At 65.5% G+C, this 15,529-nt stretch carries 15 protein-coding genes; 8 read left to right on the top strand and 7 right to left on the bottom strand.

Annotated elements, in window-relative coordinates; all coding sequences use genetic code 11:
- Window positions 1-44 precede the first annotated feature (44 nt).
- The 4 genes from ACQR1Y_RS04255 to ACQR1Y_RS04240 are packed head-to-tail and all read left to right on the top strand — an operon-like array spanning window position 45 to window position 3,343.
- Window positions 45-923: a branched-chain amino acid ABC transporter permease gene (locus tag ACQR1Y_RS04255; RefSeq protein WP_434862046.1), complete on the top strand. Its 879-nt coding sequence runs from the start codon at window positions 45-47 to the stop codon at window positions 921-923.
- Window positions 923-1,927, top strand: a complete 1,005-nt coding sequence (locus ACQR1Y_RS04250; RefSeq protein WP_434875296.1) for a branched-chain amino acid ABC transporter permease — start codon at window positions 923-925, stop codon at window positions 1,925-1,927. The genes ACQR1Y_RS04255 and ACQR1Y_RS04250 overlap by 1 nt, the downstream gene beginning before the upstream one ends.
- A complete protein-coding gene (locus ACQR1Y_RS04245; protein ID WP_041756408.1) occupies window positions 1,924-2,655 on the top strand; it encodes an ABC transporter ATP-binding protein in 732 nt (243 codons plus the stop codon). Before ACQR1Y_RS04250 ends, ACQR1Y_RS04245 begins: the two co-directional genes overlap by 4 nt.
- On the top strand, window positions 2,639-3,343 hold the full coding sequence (locus ACQR1Y_RS04240) for an ABC transporter ATP-binding protein (RefSeq protein WP_434875297.1): 705 nt from the start codon (window positions 2,639-2,641) through the stop codon (window positions 3,341-3,343). Before ACQR1Y_RS04245 ends, ACQR1Y_RS04240 begins: the two co-directional genes overlap by 17 nt.
- A gap of 237 nt (window positions 3,344-3,580) precedes the next feature.
- Here ACQR1Y_RS04240 and ACQR1Y_RS04235 read toward each other — a convergent pair whose 3' ends face one another.
- From ACQR1Y_RS04235 to otnC, 7 genes are all read right to left on the bottom strand, one after another.
- The gene (locus tag ACQR1Y_RS04235; RefSeq protein ID WP_434875298.1) at window positions 3,581-3,868 is read right to left on the bottom strand and encodes a GIY-YIG nuclease family protein; all 288 of its coding nucleotides are present in this window, start codon (window positions 3,866-3,868) and stop codon (window positions 3,581-3,583) included.
- 229 nt (window positions 3,869-4,097) lie between these two features.
- Complete coding sequence (locus ACQR1Y_RS04230) at window positions 4,098-5,000, bottom strand: ABC transporter permease (protein ID WP_434875299.1); 903 nt, start codon at window positions 4,998-5,000, stop codon at window positions 4,098-4,100.
- 3 nt (window positions 5,001-5,003) lie between these two features.
- Window positions 5,004-5,885, bottom strand: a complete 882-nt coding sequence (locus ACQR1Y_RS04225) for an ABC transporter permease (RefSeq protein ID WP_434862091.1) — start codon at window positions 5,883-5,885, stop codon at window positions 5,004-5,006.
- Between the two features lie 150 nt (window positions 5,886-6,035).
- The gene (locus ACQR1Y_RS04220) at window positions 6,036-7,325 is read right to left on the bottom strand and encodes an ABC transporter substrate-binding protein (RefSeq protein ID WP_434862043.1); all 1,290 of its coding nucleotides are present in this window, start codon (window positions 7,323-7,325) and stop codon (window positions 6,036-6,038) included.
- A gap of 61 nt (window positions 7,326-7,386) precedes the next feature.
- On the bottom strand, window positions 7,387-8,424 hold the full coding sequence (locus ACQR1Y_RS04215) for an ABC transporter ATP-binding protein (RefSeq protein ID WP_434875300.1): 1,038 nt from the start codon (window positions 8,422-8,424) through the stop codon (window positions 7,387-7,389).
- Window positions 8,425-9,065: 641 nt separating this feature from the next.
- Window positions 9,066-9,278: a hypothetical protein gene (locus ACQR1Y_RS04210; RefSeq protein ID WP_434858306.1), complete on the bottom strand. Its 213-nt coding sequence runs from the start codon at window positions 9,276-9,278 to the stop codon at window positions 9,066-9,068.
- A 21-nt stretch (window positions 9,279-9,299) separates the two neighbouring features.
- Complete coding sequence (otnC, locus tag ACQR1Y_RS04205; RefSeq protein WP_434875301.1) at window positions 9,300-9,962, bottom strand: 3-oxo-tetronate 4-phosphate decarboxylase; 663 nt, start codon at window positions 9,960-9,962, stop codon at window positions 9,300-9,302.
- A 121-nt stretch (window positions 9,963-10,083) separates the two neighbouring features.
- On the opposite strand from otnC, the gene ltnD reads away from it, so the two are divergent.
- From ltnD to ACQR1Y_RS04185, 4 genes are all read left to right on the top strand, one after another.
- Window positions 10,084-10,998, top strand: a complete 915-nt coding sequence (gene ltnD / locus ACQR1Y_RS04200; RefSeq protein ID WP_434875302.1) for an L-threonate dehydrogenase — start codon at window positions 10,084-10,086, stop codon at window positions 10,996-10,998.
- A gap of 31 nt (window positions 10,999-11,029) precedes the next feature.
- Complete coding sequence (gene otnI, locus ACQR1Y_RS04195; protein ID WP_434875303.1) at window positions 11,030-11,812, top strand: 2-oxo-tetronate isomerase; 783 nt, start codon at window positions 11,030-11,032, stop codon at window positions 11,810-11,812.
- Window positions 11,809-13,083: a 3-oxo-tetronate kinase gene (gene otnK, locus ACQR1Y_RS04190; protein WP_434875304.1), complete on the top strand. Its 1,275-nt coding sequence runs from the start codon at window positions 11,809-11,811 to the stop codon at window positions 13,081-13,083. The genes otnI and otnK overlap by 4 nt, the downstream gene beginning before the upstream one ends.
- 250 nt (window positions 13,084-13,333) lie before the next feature.
- On the top strand, window positions 13,334-15,361 hold the full coding sequence (locus ACQR1Y_RS04185; protein ID WP_434875305.1) for a methyl-accepting chemotaxis protein: 2,028 nt from the start codon (window positions 13,334-13,336) through the stop codon (window positions 15,359-15,361).
- The last annotated feature ends 168 nt before the right edge of the window (window positions 15,362-15,529 follow it).

Below are 15,529 nucleotides of genomic sequence, written 5' to 3'. Positions count from 1 at the left end.
CTGGATTGCTTCGCTTCGCTCGCAATGACGGGGGAGCAAGTGAAGTGACAGCAGAAACAATCATCCAAAGTCTCGCCAGCGGCCTGCTGATGGGCCTGCTCTACGGCCTGATCGCCGTCGGCCTGGCGCTCATCTTCGGCCTGATGGACGTCGTGAACTTCGCCCATGGCGAGTTCCTGATGATCGCGATGTACGCGACCTTCTTCCTGTTCGCGTATTTCGCGCTCGACCCATTGCTGTCGGCCCCGATCGTCGCGGCCGGATTGTTCGTCTTCGGCGCGGTGGTCTATCTGCTGATCGTCAGATTTGCGGTGAGGGCCAAGGCCAACACCGGCATGGTGCAGATCTTCTCCACCTTCGGCCTCGCCGTGCTGATGCGCGGCGTCGCGCAGTATTTCTTCACCCCGGACTATCGCAGCATTCCGCACTCCTATCTGGGCGGCAAGACGATCTCGATCGCCGGCATCTATCTGCCGCAGCCGCAACTGGTCGGCGCGCTGATCGCGATCGCGGCGTTCGCCGGCCTGTACTTCTTCATCCACCGTACCGATTTCGGCCGCGCGCTGGAGGCGACGCGTGAGGATGCCGGCGCGGTGGCGCTGGTCGGCATCGACAAGAACAAGGTGTTCGCGCTCGGCTGGGGCCTGGGTGCCGCGCTGGTCGGCCTCGCCGGCGCGGTCATGGCGATCTTCTTCTATGTCTTCCCGGATGTCGGCGCGTCGTTTGCGACCATCGCCTATGTGACGGTGGCGCTCGGCGGCTTCGGCAGCGTGTTCGGCGCCTTCGCGGGCGGCATTGTCGTCGGCCTCGTCGAGGCCATCACGACGCTGATCCTGCCGCCGTCGCTGAAGACCGTCGGCATCTACGGCGTCTATCTCCTCGTCGTCTTCGTCCGCCCGCGCGGCCTGTTCGGATCGATCTGATGGACAAGGCATTCATTCAACGTCGTAGGCGCGACCTCATCCTTGCCGCGTTCCTGACCGCGATCGCCGCCGCTGTGCCGTTCTTCGTCAAGGACGTCTACGTCCAGAACATCATGGTGCTGACCCTGATGTATGCGGCGCTGTCGCAGAGCTGGAACATTCTGTCCGGCTATTGCGGCCAGATCTCGCTCGGCCACGCGCTGTATTTCGGCCTCGGCGCCTACACGACCGCGATCCTGTTCACCAAGTTCGGCGTGCTGCCGTGGTTCGGCATGCTCGCCGGCGGCCTGATCTCGGCTGTGATCGCGATGGCGCTGGGCTATCCCTGCTTCCGGCTCGGCGGCCATTACTTCGTGATCGCAACCATCGTCATCGCCGAGATCACGCTGCTCCTGTTCCAGAACTGGGACTGGGCAGGGGCCGCGCTCGGCATCGACATCCCGGTGCGGCGCGACTCCTGGCTGACGTTCCAGTTCACCCGCTCCAAGCTGCCATACTTCTACTTCGCGCTGGCGCTCGCCTGCGTCGCCTGGTTCGTCACCTGGTGGCTGGAGGATTCAAAATGGGGCTATTGGTGGCGTGCGGTGAAGGACAATCCCGTCGCGGCCGAAAGCCTCGGCGTCGACGTCTTCAACTCCAAGATGGGCGCCGCGGCCGTCTCCGCCTTCCTGGTCGCGATCGGCGGCAGCTTCTACGCGCAGTTCGTCTCCTATATCGATCCCGAGAGCGTGATGGGCTTCCAGTTCTCGCTGCTGATGGCGCTGCCGGCCGTGCTCGGCGGGATCGGCACCCTGTGGGGCCCGATGCTCGGCGCCGTGATCCTGATCCCGCTGACCGAGCTGACGCGCTCCTATATCGGCGGCTCCGGCCGTGGCGTCGACCTGATCGTCTATGGCGGCCTGATCATCGCGATCTCGCTGGCGCGGCCGCAGGGGCTGGTCAGCCTGTTCTCCCGCAAGCCGAAGCCGGCCACGCAGCCGGCGCGAGAGGCGGTGGCGTCATGACCGCATTGTTGGAGACCCGCAACATCACCCAGCGCTTCTCGGGCCTGACAGCGAACTCCGACGTCTCGATCTCGGTCGGGCGCGGCGAGATCGTCGGCCTGATCGGGCCGAACGGCGCCGGCAAGTCGACCCTGTTCAACCTGATCGCCGGCGCATTCAAGCCGACCGAAGGCCAGATCCTGTTCGACGGCGAGGACGTCACCGCACTGCCGGCGGCCGAGCGCTGCCAGCGCGGCATCGGCCGCACCTTCCAGGTGGTCAAGAGCTTCGAGAGCATGACGGTGATCGAGAACGTCATCGTCGGCTCCCTGGTGCGCACCACCAACATGCGCGACGCCCGCCGCAAGGCGCATGAGGTGCTGGCGTTCTGCGGGCTCGATGCTCGCGCCGATGTGCTGGCGAGCGACCTCGTGCCGTCTGAGAAGCGGCGCCTCGAAGTGGCGCGCGCGCTCGCGACCGAGCCGAAGCTGCTGCTGCTCGACGAGGTGCTGACCGGTCTGACGCCGGTCGAATCGCAGAAGGGCGTCGAACTCGTGCGCCGCGTGCGCGACACCGGCATCACGGTGCTGATGGTCGAGCACGTCATGGAGATCGTGATGCCGCTGGTGGACCGCGCCATCGTGCTCGACCTCGGCAAGGTGCTGATCGAGGGCAGCCCCAAGGACGTCGTCCGCGATCCCAAAGTCATTTCCGCCTATCTTGGAGACCGCCATGCTGTCGGTGCGTGACGTCACCACCGCCTATCAGGGCCTGGTTGCGATCTCGAACGTCTCGATCGACGTCGAGAAGGGCGAGATCGTCTGCGTCGCCGGCGCCAATGGCGCGGGCAAGTCGACCTTGCTGAAATCGATCGCCGGGGCCGAGCGGCCGCGCGCCGGCAGCGTCACCTTCGACGGCCACCGCATCGACGGCATGGCGCAGCATTTGATCACGGCCAAGGGCATCGCCTATGTGCCGGAGAACCGCCGGCTGTTTCCGCGGCTCTCGGTGCGCGACAATCTCCGGCTCGGCAGCTACCTCTACCGCAGCGAGGCCAACCGCGAGGAGCCGCTGGAGTTCGTGTTCAAGCTGTTCCCGCGCTTGTCGGAGCGGCTGGAGCAGCGCGCCGAGACCTTGTCCGGCGGCGAGCAGCAGATGCTGGCGATCGGCCGCGCGCTGATGACGCGGCCCAGGCTTTTGATGCTCGACGAGCCGTCGCAGGGCATCATGCCGAAACTGGTCGACGAGATCTTCCAGGCCGTCAAGAAAATCCGCGACGCCGGCATGACCGTGCTGATCGTCGAGCAGCGCATGGCGGAATGCCTGGAGATCGCGGATAAGGCGTACATCCTGCAGACGGGCCGGGTGTTGATGGAGGGCACGGCGGCGGAGATCAGCGGCAACAAGGATGTGCGGAAGGCGTATCTGGGATTGTAGGTAATGGCGTTCTGAAGGCCACCGCACTGTCAACGTGAGCAAAGCGGCGAAGCGAACAGTACCGAGTCGTTTCCACGGCCCCTGGATCGCTTCGCTACGCTCGCGATGACGGAGTTTGTGGATGGTGCAATGCCCACCACAAGCGTCATTGCGAGCGTAGCGAAGCAATCCAGGAATGCCTGACCAAATGAATGTCGTGGTGTTATCGCTTTGGGTATTGCGTATCGATCAGAATGATCAAATCAGAGTGTCGTACAAATCGTTCCATTGCGGATTGAGCGCCTCGATCAGCCCAATCTTCTTCTTTCGGCTGCCAGCCTTGATCTGCTTCTCGCGTTCGATTGCGGCCAACATGGTTTCGTGGACTTCGTACCAGACAAGAAGTTTGCACCCGTACTTCTTGGTAAATCCGGGCACGGACCCTTCACGGTGCTGGTGCGCACGTTGAGGCAAATCGCTGGTGACGCCGACGTAAAGCGCTCCATTGCGCCGGTTGGCCATGATGTAAACGCAGGGTTGTTTCATCGGTGCATACGACGCTCATGTCGAGTGGAATGGCGTGCGAACATTCCTAGTCTTTGCTGCGGCCCCTGGATCGCTTCGCTGCGCTCGCGATGACGGAGTATGAGGGACGACTGGTGCCCGCCACAACCGTCATTGCGAGCGTAGCGAAGCAATCCAGGGGCCAAGGCAAAGGTCCCCTTAGCGAGGATGTTGAGCGACAACGGCGATCAAGTGTTCAGCCGCTTTTGGCCTAAACCATCCCCTTGCCAGCATCAGACCCCTGCCGGCGCTGGCGCGCCTGCAGCACCAAGATCACCGACAGTGCGGCGAAGATCACCACGAAGGACACCGCGGAGGTCAGCGTGCCCAGCGCGTAGATGTCGGGCTTGGTCACCGTCGTCGTCAGGCCCTGCAATTCCAATGGCAAGGTGTTCACCGAGCCGATGGCCTGGCTCGAACGGGCGAGTTCATCCCAGGACAGCGTGAAGCCGAACAGGCCGATGCCGACGACCGACGGCAGGATGATCGGCAGCACGACGTGGCGGAAGGTCTGCCAGGGGGTGGCGCCGAGGTCGCGGGCGGCTTCTTCGAGGCGGCCGTCGAAGCGGTTGAAGATCGCGAACATGATCAGCAGGCCGAACGGCAATGTCCAGGTCAGGTGCGCCCCCAAGCCCGAGGTGAACAGGCCCATCGCGGTGGTGTGACCCTCCGCCAGCCAGCCCAGGCCGTAATCGGCGGCGTGCTTGTTGATGAAATCGTCGATCAGGCGGAATTCCAGCGCAATGCCGAGCGAGGTGATGATCGAGGGCATGATCAGGCTCGCGATCGCCGTATAGAAAACAATCGAGGCGCCGCGGAACGGCTTTCGGAATGCCATGCCGGCGGCGACCGACAGCACCACGGTGATGACCATCACCACGAGGCCGAGCGCCAGCGAGCGCTTGAAGGCGGCGCCGATGTCGACGATGCCGCCGCCGGAAAACACTTTTCCGAACCAGGTCAGCGACACGCCGTTCATCGGGAACGTCAGACCACCGTCGGGGCCCTGGAACGACAGGATGTAGATCGCGATCATCGGGCCGTACAGGAACAGCACATAGGCCGTGAAGAACAGCGCGAGGATGTAGAAGGAGCGGGGGCGCTTGTCTCCCATCTCTCAGAGCTCCTTGCGCACGTCGACGATCCGCGTCAGCGCGGAGATGATGATGATGGTGATGCCGAGCAGGATCACGGCGTTGGCCGCGGCGGCGGGGAACTGCAGCGCCGACAGGCGCGCCTCGATGATCTTGCCGGCGGAGGCGATCTGCTGGCCGCCCATCACGCCGATGGTGACGAAATCGCCCATCACGATGGTGATGACGAAGATCGAGCCGATCACGATGCCGGGCTTCGACAGGGGAATGACGATGTTGACCAGCGTCTGCCAGCCCGACGCGCCGGCGTCATAGGCGGCCTCGATCAGGCGCTTGTCGATGCGGATCATCGAATTGAAGATCGGCACCACCATGAAGAAGGTGAACAGGTGCACCAGCGCCAGCACCACGGAGAATTCCGAGAACAGCAGCCATTCGATCGGCTTGTTGATGACACCTGCGCCGACGAGCCCCTGGTTGACGAGGCCGTTGCGGCCGAGCAGGGGGATCCAGGCGATCATGCGGATGACGTTGGAGGTCCAGAACGGGATCGTGCACAGCAAAGACAGCACGATCTGCCAGGTCTTGCTGCGGACATGGAAGGCGAGAAAGTAGGCGACCCAGAAGCCGATCATCAAGGTCAGGGCCCAGGTCAGCAGGCACAGCTTCAAGGTCTTCAGATAGGTCTTCAGGATGGTGCACAGCTCGGGCAGGTTGGCGACGCAGCCCTCGAACGTATCGGTGTAGCCGCGGAAGCTGAGCGCCGGAATCATCTCATATTCATTGTAGTCCCAGACGCTGACGATCACGACGAGCACGAGCGGCAGCAGGAAGAACAGCGCGAACACCAGCGTCATCGGCCCCGCTTGCAGCCAGGCGATCGAGCGCGTGGTCATCTTGCGCAGCGTGCTCTGCGCGGGCGCGAGCGTTTCGGGCGAATTGTCGATCGTCACGGCCAAGGGAGATACCTGTCGTCTGGTCGCGAATGCCTTGAGCGGCTGAGAAAATCTGCCGCGCCCACGACCAGCGCGGGCGCGGCAGTAATGGCGGTCACATCAGGCGGCGATGAACTCGTTCCACTTGCGGACCATGTAGTCGTTCTCGTCCATGACGGCGTTCCAGCACACGACGCCGCCCATGCGGTCGTCATAGGAGCCGCCGTCGCGCACCGCGCCGGCCTTCTCCATCAGGGTGCCGTCCGGCGCCTTGATGTCGCTCTTCGCCGGCTTGCCTTCCATCCAGTAGCCCCACTCGTCCTCGGTCATGTTGGCCTTGGCGGTGGAGAGCACGGCCGAGTAGTAGCCCTGGCGGTTGAGATAGGCGCCGGCCCAGCCGGACAGGTACCAGTTGACGAACTCATAGGCCCAGTCGAGCTTCGGGCTGCCGCCGACGGCCTTGGAGACGCAGAAGCCGGAAGCCCAGGAGCGGTAGCCTTCCTTCAGCGGCTGGAAGGTGCAGGCGATGCCCATCGAGCGCACCTTGGTGACGGCCGGCGACCACATCGACTGGATCACCGTCTCGCCCGAAGCCATCAGGTTGACCGACTCGTTGAAGTCCTTCCAGAAGGCGCGGAACTGGCCGGCCTTCTTGGCCTCGGTCAGCACCTTCATGGTCAGGTCGATCTCGGCCTTGGTCATGTTGCCCTTGTCGGCATATTTATATTGGCCGGTCGCCTCGACGACGAGTGCGGCGTCCATGATGCCGATCGAGGGGATGTTGAGGATCGAGGCCTTGCCCTTGAACTCGGGGTTCAGCAGCTCGGCCCAGGAGTTGATGGGACGCTTGATGAGGTCGGGGCGGATGCCGAGCGTGTCGGCGTTGTAGACCGTCGGAATCAGGGTGACGAATTCGGTGGGCGTCGCCGAGAAGGTCTTGGAGTTCGCGCCCTCGAGATACAGCACCTTCCAGGGCGCGGTGCCCTGGCCGCCGATCTTCTTGCCGTTCGGCAGCTCGCCCTTGGTGAACACGGGCGTGATGTTGTTGAACTCCTTGATCTTGCGCGCATCGAGCGGAAAGATGTTGCCCGACGGCACCAGCTTCTTCAGCGAGAAATACTCGGTGTCGAGCACGTCGAACGAGTTCGGCTGGGTGATGACGCGCTTGGTGACGTCGTCGGTCGTCGCCGTGATGTATTCGATCTTGATGCCGGTGTCGGCGAGGCACTTCTTGGCGATCTCGTCGCCCTCGTTCACGGCGGTGCCTAGATAGCGCAGCACCTTCGGATCGGCGGCGTGCACGTAGGGCGCGCTGAGCAGCGTGCCCGTGCCGGCGAGACCGGCGACGCCGGCCGCGCCCTTCAGCAGCGAGCGGCGGCTGATGGGTGTCTTTTTCGATCGATCAGTCATGATCATCTCCTTGATCATCTTCTTGGGATAGAAAACGAGAAAGCGAAATCAGGCGAGAAAATCAGGCCACGAGTTCTGCGGCCGGTGCGGCGGCAGCAGCGGGGCGGGGCGTCAGCGCGTCGGCCTGCGCCGGATTCCAGGTCACGACGACGCGCTCGCCGATCACGTGGGTCTCGGCGTCGAACTCATCGTCGCTGAGCTGGGCCGAAATTTCAGGGCCGCCGTCGGTCGCGACCGCGATCAGCACATACGTGCCCTGATACTCGATCTTGCTGATCGTGCCGGGCACGGCAGGACCGTCGATCGCGGCGTTCGGCGCCTTCAACTGGATGCGGTCGACACGCACGGCGAATGTTTCGCCCTTCAGCGGGATGACGTTGTGGCCGCCGATGAAGCGGGCGGCGAATTCGGTGCGCGGATGGTTGAAGATCTCGCGCGGGCTGCCCTGCTGCTCGATCTTGCCGCCGTTCATCAGCACCACGAGATCGGACAGCGCCATCGCCTCGTCCTGGCCGTGGGTGACGTGGATGAAGGTGAGGCCGAGCTCGCGCTGCAGCCGCTTCAGCTCGGCGCGCATGCGCAGCCGCAGGAACGGATCGAGCGCCGACAAGGGCTCGTCGAGCAGCAGGATCTGCGGCGAGGTGATCAGCGCGCGCGCCAGCGCAACGCGCTGCTGCTGGCCGCCGGAGAGCTGCGCCGGCAGGCGGCCGGCATAGCTCTGCATGTCCACGAGATCGAGCAGCTCGCGCGCCTTGGCATGGCGCTCGGGCTTCGACACGCCCTTCATCTTCAGCGCGAAGGCGACGTTGTCGATCACCGAGAGATGCGGAAACAGCGCGTAGGACTGGAACATCATCGCGGTGCCGCGGCCCGCGGGCGGCAGCTCGGTGACGTTCTTGGCGCCGACGATGATGTCGCCCGAGGTGGCGGACTCATGGCCCGCGATCATGCGCAGGGTCGAGGTCTTGCCGCAGCCGGACGGGCCGAGCAGGCAGCAATAGGAGCCGGCGGGAATCCGCAGGTCGATTGCGTCGACGGCGGTGACGTGACCGTACATCTTCGTCACCTTCACCAGTTCCAAGCTCGCGCCCGCCGCCATCCGCCCTCCACATTCTTTCATCGTGATCGAGATCCGGGCATGACTTATGGTCCGCACGTTCGGGTGCCCGGCTCCCGACCTGCGTGGTGTCTGCAACGGATATGCCAATGACCGGCAGTCGGATTGCCATGTGCATAAGGAGCGCGCGCTCGGGGCGACGCGTATGCAACAGGCCAGCGCAAGCCGCTTGCTCCGGCGGCCGTCCGGCTCACGCCGGGCGCTCCCTTCAAAAAACAGCGGCAACCACGGCGTTGTGGAGGCACTTTGCCCATTCCTGTCTGTGCACCAGGCGTGTGAAGCGGGCGTCGCTGCAATCGATGGTGGCGATGCCGGTCGCGCCGCCGCGTCCCATTCGCCGGTGTCTGCCTATCGATCGAGCGGCCGCTGCTGGCCTGCGCAGCCAAGCGTTGCCTCAATATTAGGCATTAAAGCTTTCCGGAGGCAAGGCGGACTGACGAGTGACGTCGCGTCCCACGGCCGTCGTGTCGTCTGAGTGACGGCTCATGAGCCTAGGCGGCCGCTCTCTGCCGCGATCTCAGTCTTACCCTCCCCCTCCAGGGGAGGGTGACAGCGGGGCTGGCCTCCGCGCTGCCGCCGCAGAGGCGCAGACGCGCGACAGGCTGCTTGATGTGACGTTCCAGCTAGCGCAACCTTGTCCCCAGCTTGGCGTGCGCCGCCGCCATCAGCATGCGCTCGGCGATGCCGCGCAACTCGGCGATCCCGATGCGATCGGTTTCGGCAAAGACCTCGTAGGAATCGGTCACGATGGGAAACCAGCGATAGAAGCGCGCCTCCTCGAACAGCACGCGGGCGGCGGCTTCGATCTCGGCGGGCGAAGGTGCAGGGTACTGCATGCGCGTCGGCCGCCGGTTCGATCAGTGATGATCGGTGTGATCGGGCAGAGTGAGGCCGAACACCCTGACGAGATCGGCGACCTGCTGCGGTGACAGGTGGCGGGGATTGAGCCCGCGCAGCAGCAGATAGAGTTTGGCCGTCTCCTCCAGCTCCTCCATCGCGAACACTGCGGCCTCTAGCGTATCGCCGGACACGACGGGGCCGTGATTGGCCAGCAGCACCGAGGCATATTTGCCGGCGAGCCCCTTGATCGCGTCGGCCACGGCGGGATCGCCGGGGCGATGATAGGGCACCAAAGCGGTCTGACCGCAGCGCATCAAATAATAAGGTGTCAGCGGCGGGAGCGCGGCGCGCGGGTCGATCTCCGGCAGCATCGAGAGCGCGACCGAATGCGTCGAGTGCAGATGCACCACGGCGCGCGCGGCCTCGCGGGTCTGGTACAGCGCCGTATGCAGCGGCACCTCCTTGGTCGGAGCGTCGCCGGACGCCAGCCTGCCGTCAGCATCGAGCCGCGACAGCTTGGCCGGATCGAGGAAGCCGAGCGAGGCGTTGGTCGGCGTCACGAGCCAGCCGCCATCGTCGAGCCGCACGCTGATGTTGCCGGACGAGCCCGGCGTCAGCCCACGCTCGAACAGCGAGCGGCCGAACCGGCAGATGGCCTCGCGAATCGCAGTGTCCGCCACGGAGTCTTCCTCGTTCCCTCGATGCCTTGTCTCACGCTTTGGCAGCGTGGCCAAGCCGTGATACCCAGGGACGAACCGGGCCAACCGGACCTGTCCAGGAAACGCTTCGAGGATCTGCCGCATGTCGTCGCCATCGCAATTGAACGTCGCCGTGATCGGGCTCGGCTCCATGGGCTATGGCATGGCGACCTCGCTCAAGCGCGCCGGCTTTGCGGTGACCGGATGCGATGTCTCGGCGGATGCGGTGGCCCGCTTCGTGGCCGAGGGCGGCAAGGGCGCGAAGAGCCCGGCTGAGGCAGCCGCGGGCGCCGACATCGTCGTGAGCGTCGTCGTCAATGCGGCGCAGACCGAAGCCATCCTGTTCGGCCCCTTCGGCGCCGCAGAGACGATGCCGAAGGACGCCGTGTTCGTGTCCTCCGCGACCATGGACCCGGACGTCGCGCGCCGCCTCGCCAGGCAGCTCGAGGCGACCGGCCGGCATTATCTCGATGCGCCGATCTCCGGCGGCGCGCAGCGCGCCGCGCAGGGCGAACTGACCATCCTGGCCTCGGGCAGCGCGGCGGCGTTTGCCAAGGCGCGTCCGGCGCTGGATGCGATGGCGGCCAAGCTTTATGAGCTCGGCGATGAAGCGGGCCAGGGCGCCGCGTTCAAGATGATCAACCAGCTGCTTGCCGGCGTGCACATCGCCGCCGCCAGCGAGGCGATCGCGTTCGCCGCCAAGCAGGGGCTCGATATCAGGAAGGTCTATGAGGTCATCACCGCCTCGGCCGGCAATTCCTGGATGTTCGAGAACCGCATGCCGCATGTGCTCGATGGCGACTACACGCCGCGCAGCGCGGTCGAGATCTTCGTCAAGGACCTCGGCATTATCCAGGACATGGCGCGCACTCACCGCTTCCCTGTGCCGGTCTCGGCCGCGGCGCTGCAGATGTTCCTGATGACGGCGGCCGCCGGCATGGGCCGTGACGACGATGCCTCGGTGGCGCGGATGTACGCCCAGGTCACCGGCACGACGCTGCCGGGCTCTTCCAAGTAACTTTGCAAGTAACAGCACGGATTGTCACGCCATGCCGCGCTTCGCCGCCAATCTCTCGATGATGTTCACCGAGCATCCGTTCCTCGACCGCTTCGCCGCCGCCGCCAAGGCCGGCTTCACCGCGGTCGAGTTCCTGTTTCCCTATGATCATCCCGTCGAGGAGGTCGGCAAGCGCCTGCATGGCAACGGCCTGACGCAGGCGCTGTTCAACCTGCCGCCCGGCAATTGGGACGCGGGCGAGAAGGGCTTTGCGGCGCTGCCTCAGCGCTTCGACGATCTGAAAGCAAGCCTGGAGACGGCGCTGCCCTATGCCAAGGCGACCGGCGTGAAGCGGCTGCACATGATGGCCGGCATCGCCGACCGCCACGATGCGAAGGCGGTGGAGGCTTACTACAAATCGGTGGCCTGGGCGGCGGAGTTCTTTGCGCCGCATGGCCTCGACGTCGTGATCGAGCCGATCAATCCGCGCAACGTGCCGGGCTATTTTCTCAATGACTTCGGCTTTGCCGGCGATCTGATCCGCGAGCTTAAAATCCCCAATCTCAAGCTGCAGTTCGACATCTATCACTGCCAGATCATCCATGGCGACGTCACGATGCGGCTGCGCGAGATGATGGACATCACGGGCCATATCCAGATCGCCAGCATTCCCTCGCGCAACGAGCCCGATGGCGAGGAGCTGAACTATCCGTTCCTGTTCGGAGAGCTTGACCGGCTCGGCTATGCCTGCTTCGTCGGCTGCGAATACAATCCGCGCGGCCGCACCGAGGACGGGCTCGGCTGGTTCGAAGCCTACAAGGGAGTGAAGCCGTGACCTTGAAGCTCGGCTGCATCGCCGACGACTACACCGGCGCCTCCGACCTCGCCAACACGCTGACTCGCGCCGGCCTGCGTACCGTGCAGACCATCGGCGTGCCCGCCGCCGACCTCGCCTTGCCCGAGGTCGATGCCGTCGTGGTCTCGTTGAAGAGCCGCTCGATCGAGGCGTCGCTCGCGGTGGCCCGCTCGCGCGAGGCCGACGCCTGGCTGCGCGCGCGTGGCGCTGACCATGTCTTGTTCAAGATCTGCTCGACCTTCGACTCCACCGACGCCGGCAATATCGGTCCGGTCATGGACGCGCTGGCGGGTGATGCCGGTGACGGCATCGTGCTCGTGACCCCTGCGTTCCCCGAGACCAAGCGTACCGTCTATCAGGGCAATCTGTTCGTCGCCGGCGTGCCGTTGAATGAGAGCCCGCTGAAGGATCATCCGCTCAACCCGATGCATGACGCCAATCTGGTGCGCGTGCTCGCAAGGCAGAGCCGCCGCAAGATCGGCCTGGTCGATCTCGCCGCGGTGGTGCACGGACCCGAAGCGATCAGCCACCGACTCGCCGAACTGGCGGGGCAGGGCATCGGCGCAGCCATCGTCGACGCCGTGTTCGACGCCGATCTGACCGCGATCGGCGCGGCGGCCTTGCAGCACAAGGTCTCGGTCGGTGCCTCCGGCATCGGGCTCGGGCTGGCGCGGGCGCTGGTCGAGGCCGGGCACGGGCCTGCGCATGGCCTCGGCCATCACCACGACGCGCCGGTCGGCGGCCTCGCGGCGTGCCTGGCCGGCAGTTGTTCGCAAGCCACTCTGCAGCAGATCGCGCAGGCCGAGACGATCATGCCGGTCTTGCATCTCGACGCCGCGGGCCTGGTCGCCGGCCCCGACGAGGCGCGGCGGGCGCTCGCCTGGGCGCGCGAGCGTATCGGCAAGGGCCCGGTGCTGATTGCCTCCAGCGCGACGCCGGATCAGGTCAGCGCGCTGCAGGCGAGGCACGGCCGCGAGGCCGCGGGACACGCCATCGAACAGGCGATGGCCGATCTCGCGGAGGGACTGATCGAGGCCGGTGTGCGGCGGCTGATCGTCGCCGGCGGCGAGACCTCCGGCGCGGTCGTTGACCGGCTCAGGATTCCCGGCTTCCTCGTCGGGCCGGAGATCGCCGCGGGCGTCCCCGTGCTGCGCGCGATCGGCGCTCAGGGTGAGATGCTGCTGGCGCTGAAGTCCGGCAATTTCGGCGGACCAACATTCTTTGCCGACGCGCTGGGGTTGATGCGCTAGCGGTCGCATCGATGCGTTCCGGATTTCGGAACGCCGCGCGGGATCGCAAGGCCATCTGCATCATCCGTGAGCCCTCGAACGGTGCGGTCACATGCCGTGCCTCGATAAGCATCGGAGCGCACACAGAAAATGCAGAAGAATCTCGCGTGTGGAGCGCAAAGACACCCGTAAATTAACGGAGTAGAGGGACCTCACCTCTATACCACCCCTATGGGACCGCGGCGTGATGGGTCCTTCTGTGGGTAGGGCAATGAAACTGAATCGGATCGGCTACAAACTCGGACTCGCCGGCGCCATCGGCGCCACGCTCGCGGTCGGCATGATCGCCAACCAGATGATGGCCGAGAGAGCCGTCGGCCAGGCCAACCAGCAGGCGGAGCGCGCGCGGCGCGTGGTCGAGAGCGTGTTGTCCGCCAGCATCAACATGCAGCAGACCCAGCTCGGCGGCCGCTCGGCGCGGCTGGCGCGGGCGACGACCGATGCCGAAAAGGCGGCCGCCGACATTCAGCAGTTCTCGACCGCGATGGTCGCCGACATCGACGCAGCCCTCACCAACGTCTCGACATCCGAGGATCGGGCCCGGCTGACCCGGCTCAAGGAGCTGATGACGAACTATGCCGCCGGTGCGGTCGATCTCGCCGAGGCGCAGAAGAAGCTGCTGACGCAGATCGAGAAGCGCAGTGCGGTGTCCAACGACTGGAACACCAGCCTGAAGGCGCTGCTCGCCTCGCCGGCGCTGCCGAACCTCGCTTTTCGCGAGCGGGTCGAGCGTCAGCTTCACGCCGCCGACGCCAAGCTGAACTACATGCGTTCGCAGGCGTGGCGCTTCGGCATGACCGGCGACGCCGCGACCATCGCGACCGTGAAGCAGACCGTGCCCGGGCTGAAGAGCTCGCTGACCGATGCGCGCATGCTGGCCGACGATCGCGAGGTCCAGGCCACGATCGTCAAGCTCAACGGACTCGCGTCCGACTTCGTCGCGGCGAATGACGAGGTGGTGAAGACCGAGGGGATCAAGGAAGCCGTGCTGCGCGACCGCACGCTGGTCTATCTCGGCGAGGCCGGCCAGCTGATGAATGCGGCGATCCAGGACGCCCGCGCGCGCAATGCCAAGGCCAGGTCCGACGCCGACCAGGTGGCCGCGCAGGCGAGCCGCATCACGCTGATCGTCGGTCTCGCCGTTCTGTTGTCGGTGATCGCATCGGTCGTGTTCTCGTTCCTCGGCATCGCGCGACCGCTGACGCGGCTCAATGCGGCGCTCGGCGAGATGGCCCGCGGCCGTCTCGACATCGTCATCCCCGGCGCGACGCGCGGCGACGAGATCGGCGATCTCGCCAAGACCGTGACGGTGATCCAGAGCAATGCCGAGGAGAAGGCGCGCGCCGAGGCCGAGGAGAAGAACGCGCAGGACGCGGTCGCCGCGCGCCAGCGCAAGGCCGACATGCAGCGGCTGGCCGAGCAGTTCGAGGCGGCGGTCGGCGAGATCGTGAACACGGTGTCGTCGGCGTCGAGCCAGCTCGAACAGTCCGCGACGACCTTGACCCAGGCGGCGACGCGCTCGCAGGGCCTGACCACGGCGGTCGCCTCGGCATCCGAGGAAGCCACCACCAACGTGCAGTCGGTGGCGTCGGCGACCGAGCAGATGGCCTCGTCGGTGACCGAGATCAGCCGCCAGGTGCAGGAATCCGCGCGCATCGCCAACGATGCCGTCGGCCAGGCCCGCACCACCACCGGCCGCGTCAGCGAGCTGTCGAAAGCCGCGACGCGCATCGGCGACGTCGTCGAGCTCATCAACACCATCGCGGGCCAGACCAACCTGCTGGCGCTCAACGCCACCATTGAGGCGGCGCGCGCCGGTGATGCCGGCCGCGGCTTCGCGGTGGTTGCCTCCGAAGTTAAGGCGCTGGCCGAGCAGACCGCGAAGGCGACCGGCGAGATCGGCCAGCAGATCTCCAGCATCCAGGCCGCGACGCAGGAGTCGGTCGGCGCCATCAGGGAGATCTCCTCAACCATCGAGAAGCTCTCCGAAATCTCCTCGACCATCGCGGCGGCGGTCGAAGAGCAGGGCGCGGCGACGCAGGAAATCTCGCGCAACGTCCAGCAGGCCGCGCACGGCACCCAGCAGGTGTCGTCCAACATCGCCGATGTCGAGCGCGGCGCGGCCGAGACCGGCTCGGCCTCGGCGCAGGTGCTCGCGGCGGCGCAAGCATTGTCCGGCGACAGCAGCCGTCTCAAGCGGGAGGTCGCGAGCTTCCTCGGCTCGGTTCGGGCCGCGTAGTCCGGCGCATCGAAGCATTTAACCGAATGACAAAGGCCGGGGCACCACCCCGGCCTTTGCTTTGTCTGACGTGGCCGATACGCCCGTAATTGTCCGTGCTTCGCGTCAATCTGCCGCAGCAGTCCACTCGGTTTCCCGTAAATGCCCGGACGGCGGCGTTAAGCTTTT

It is taken from the genome of Bradyrhizobium sp. HKCCYLRH3099 (assembly GCF_051167855.1).
Lineage (GTDB): Bacteria > Pseudomonadota > Alphaproteobacteria > Rhizobiales > Xanthobacteraceae > Bradyrhizobium.
This window is presented reverse-complemented; position numbering and strand designations above follow the sequence as displayed.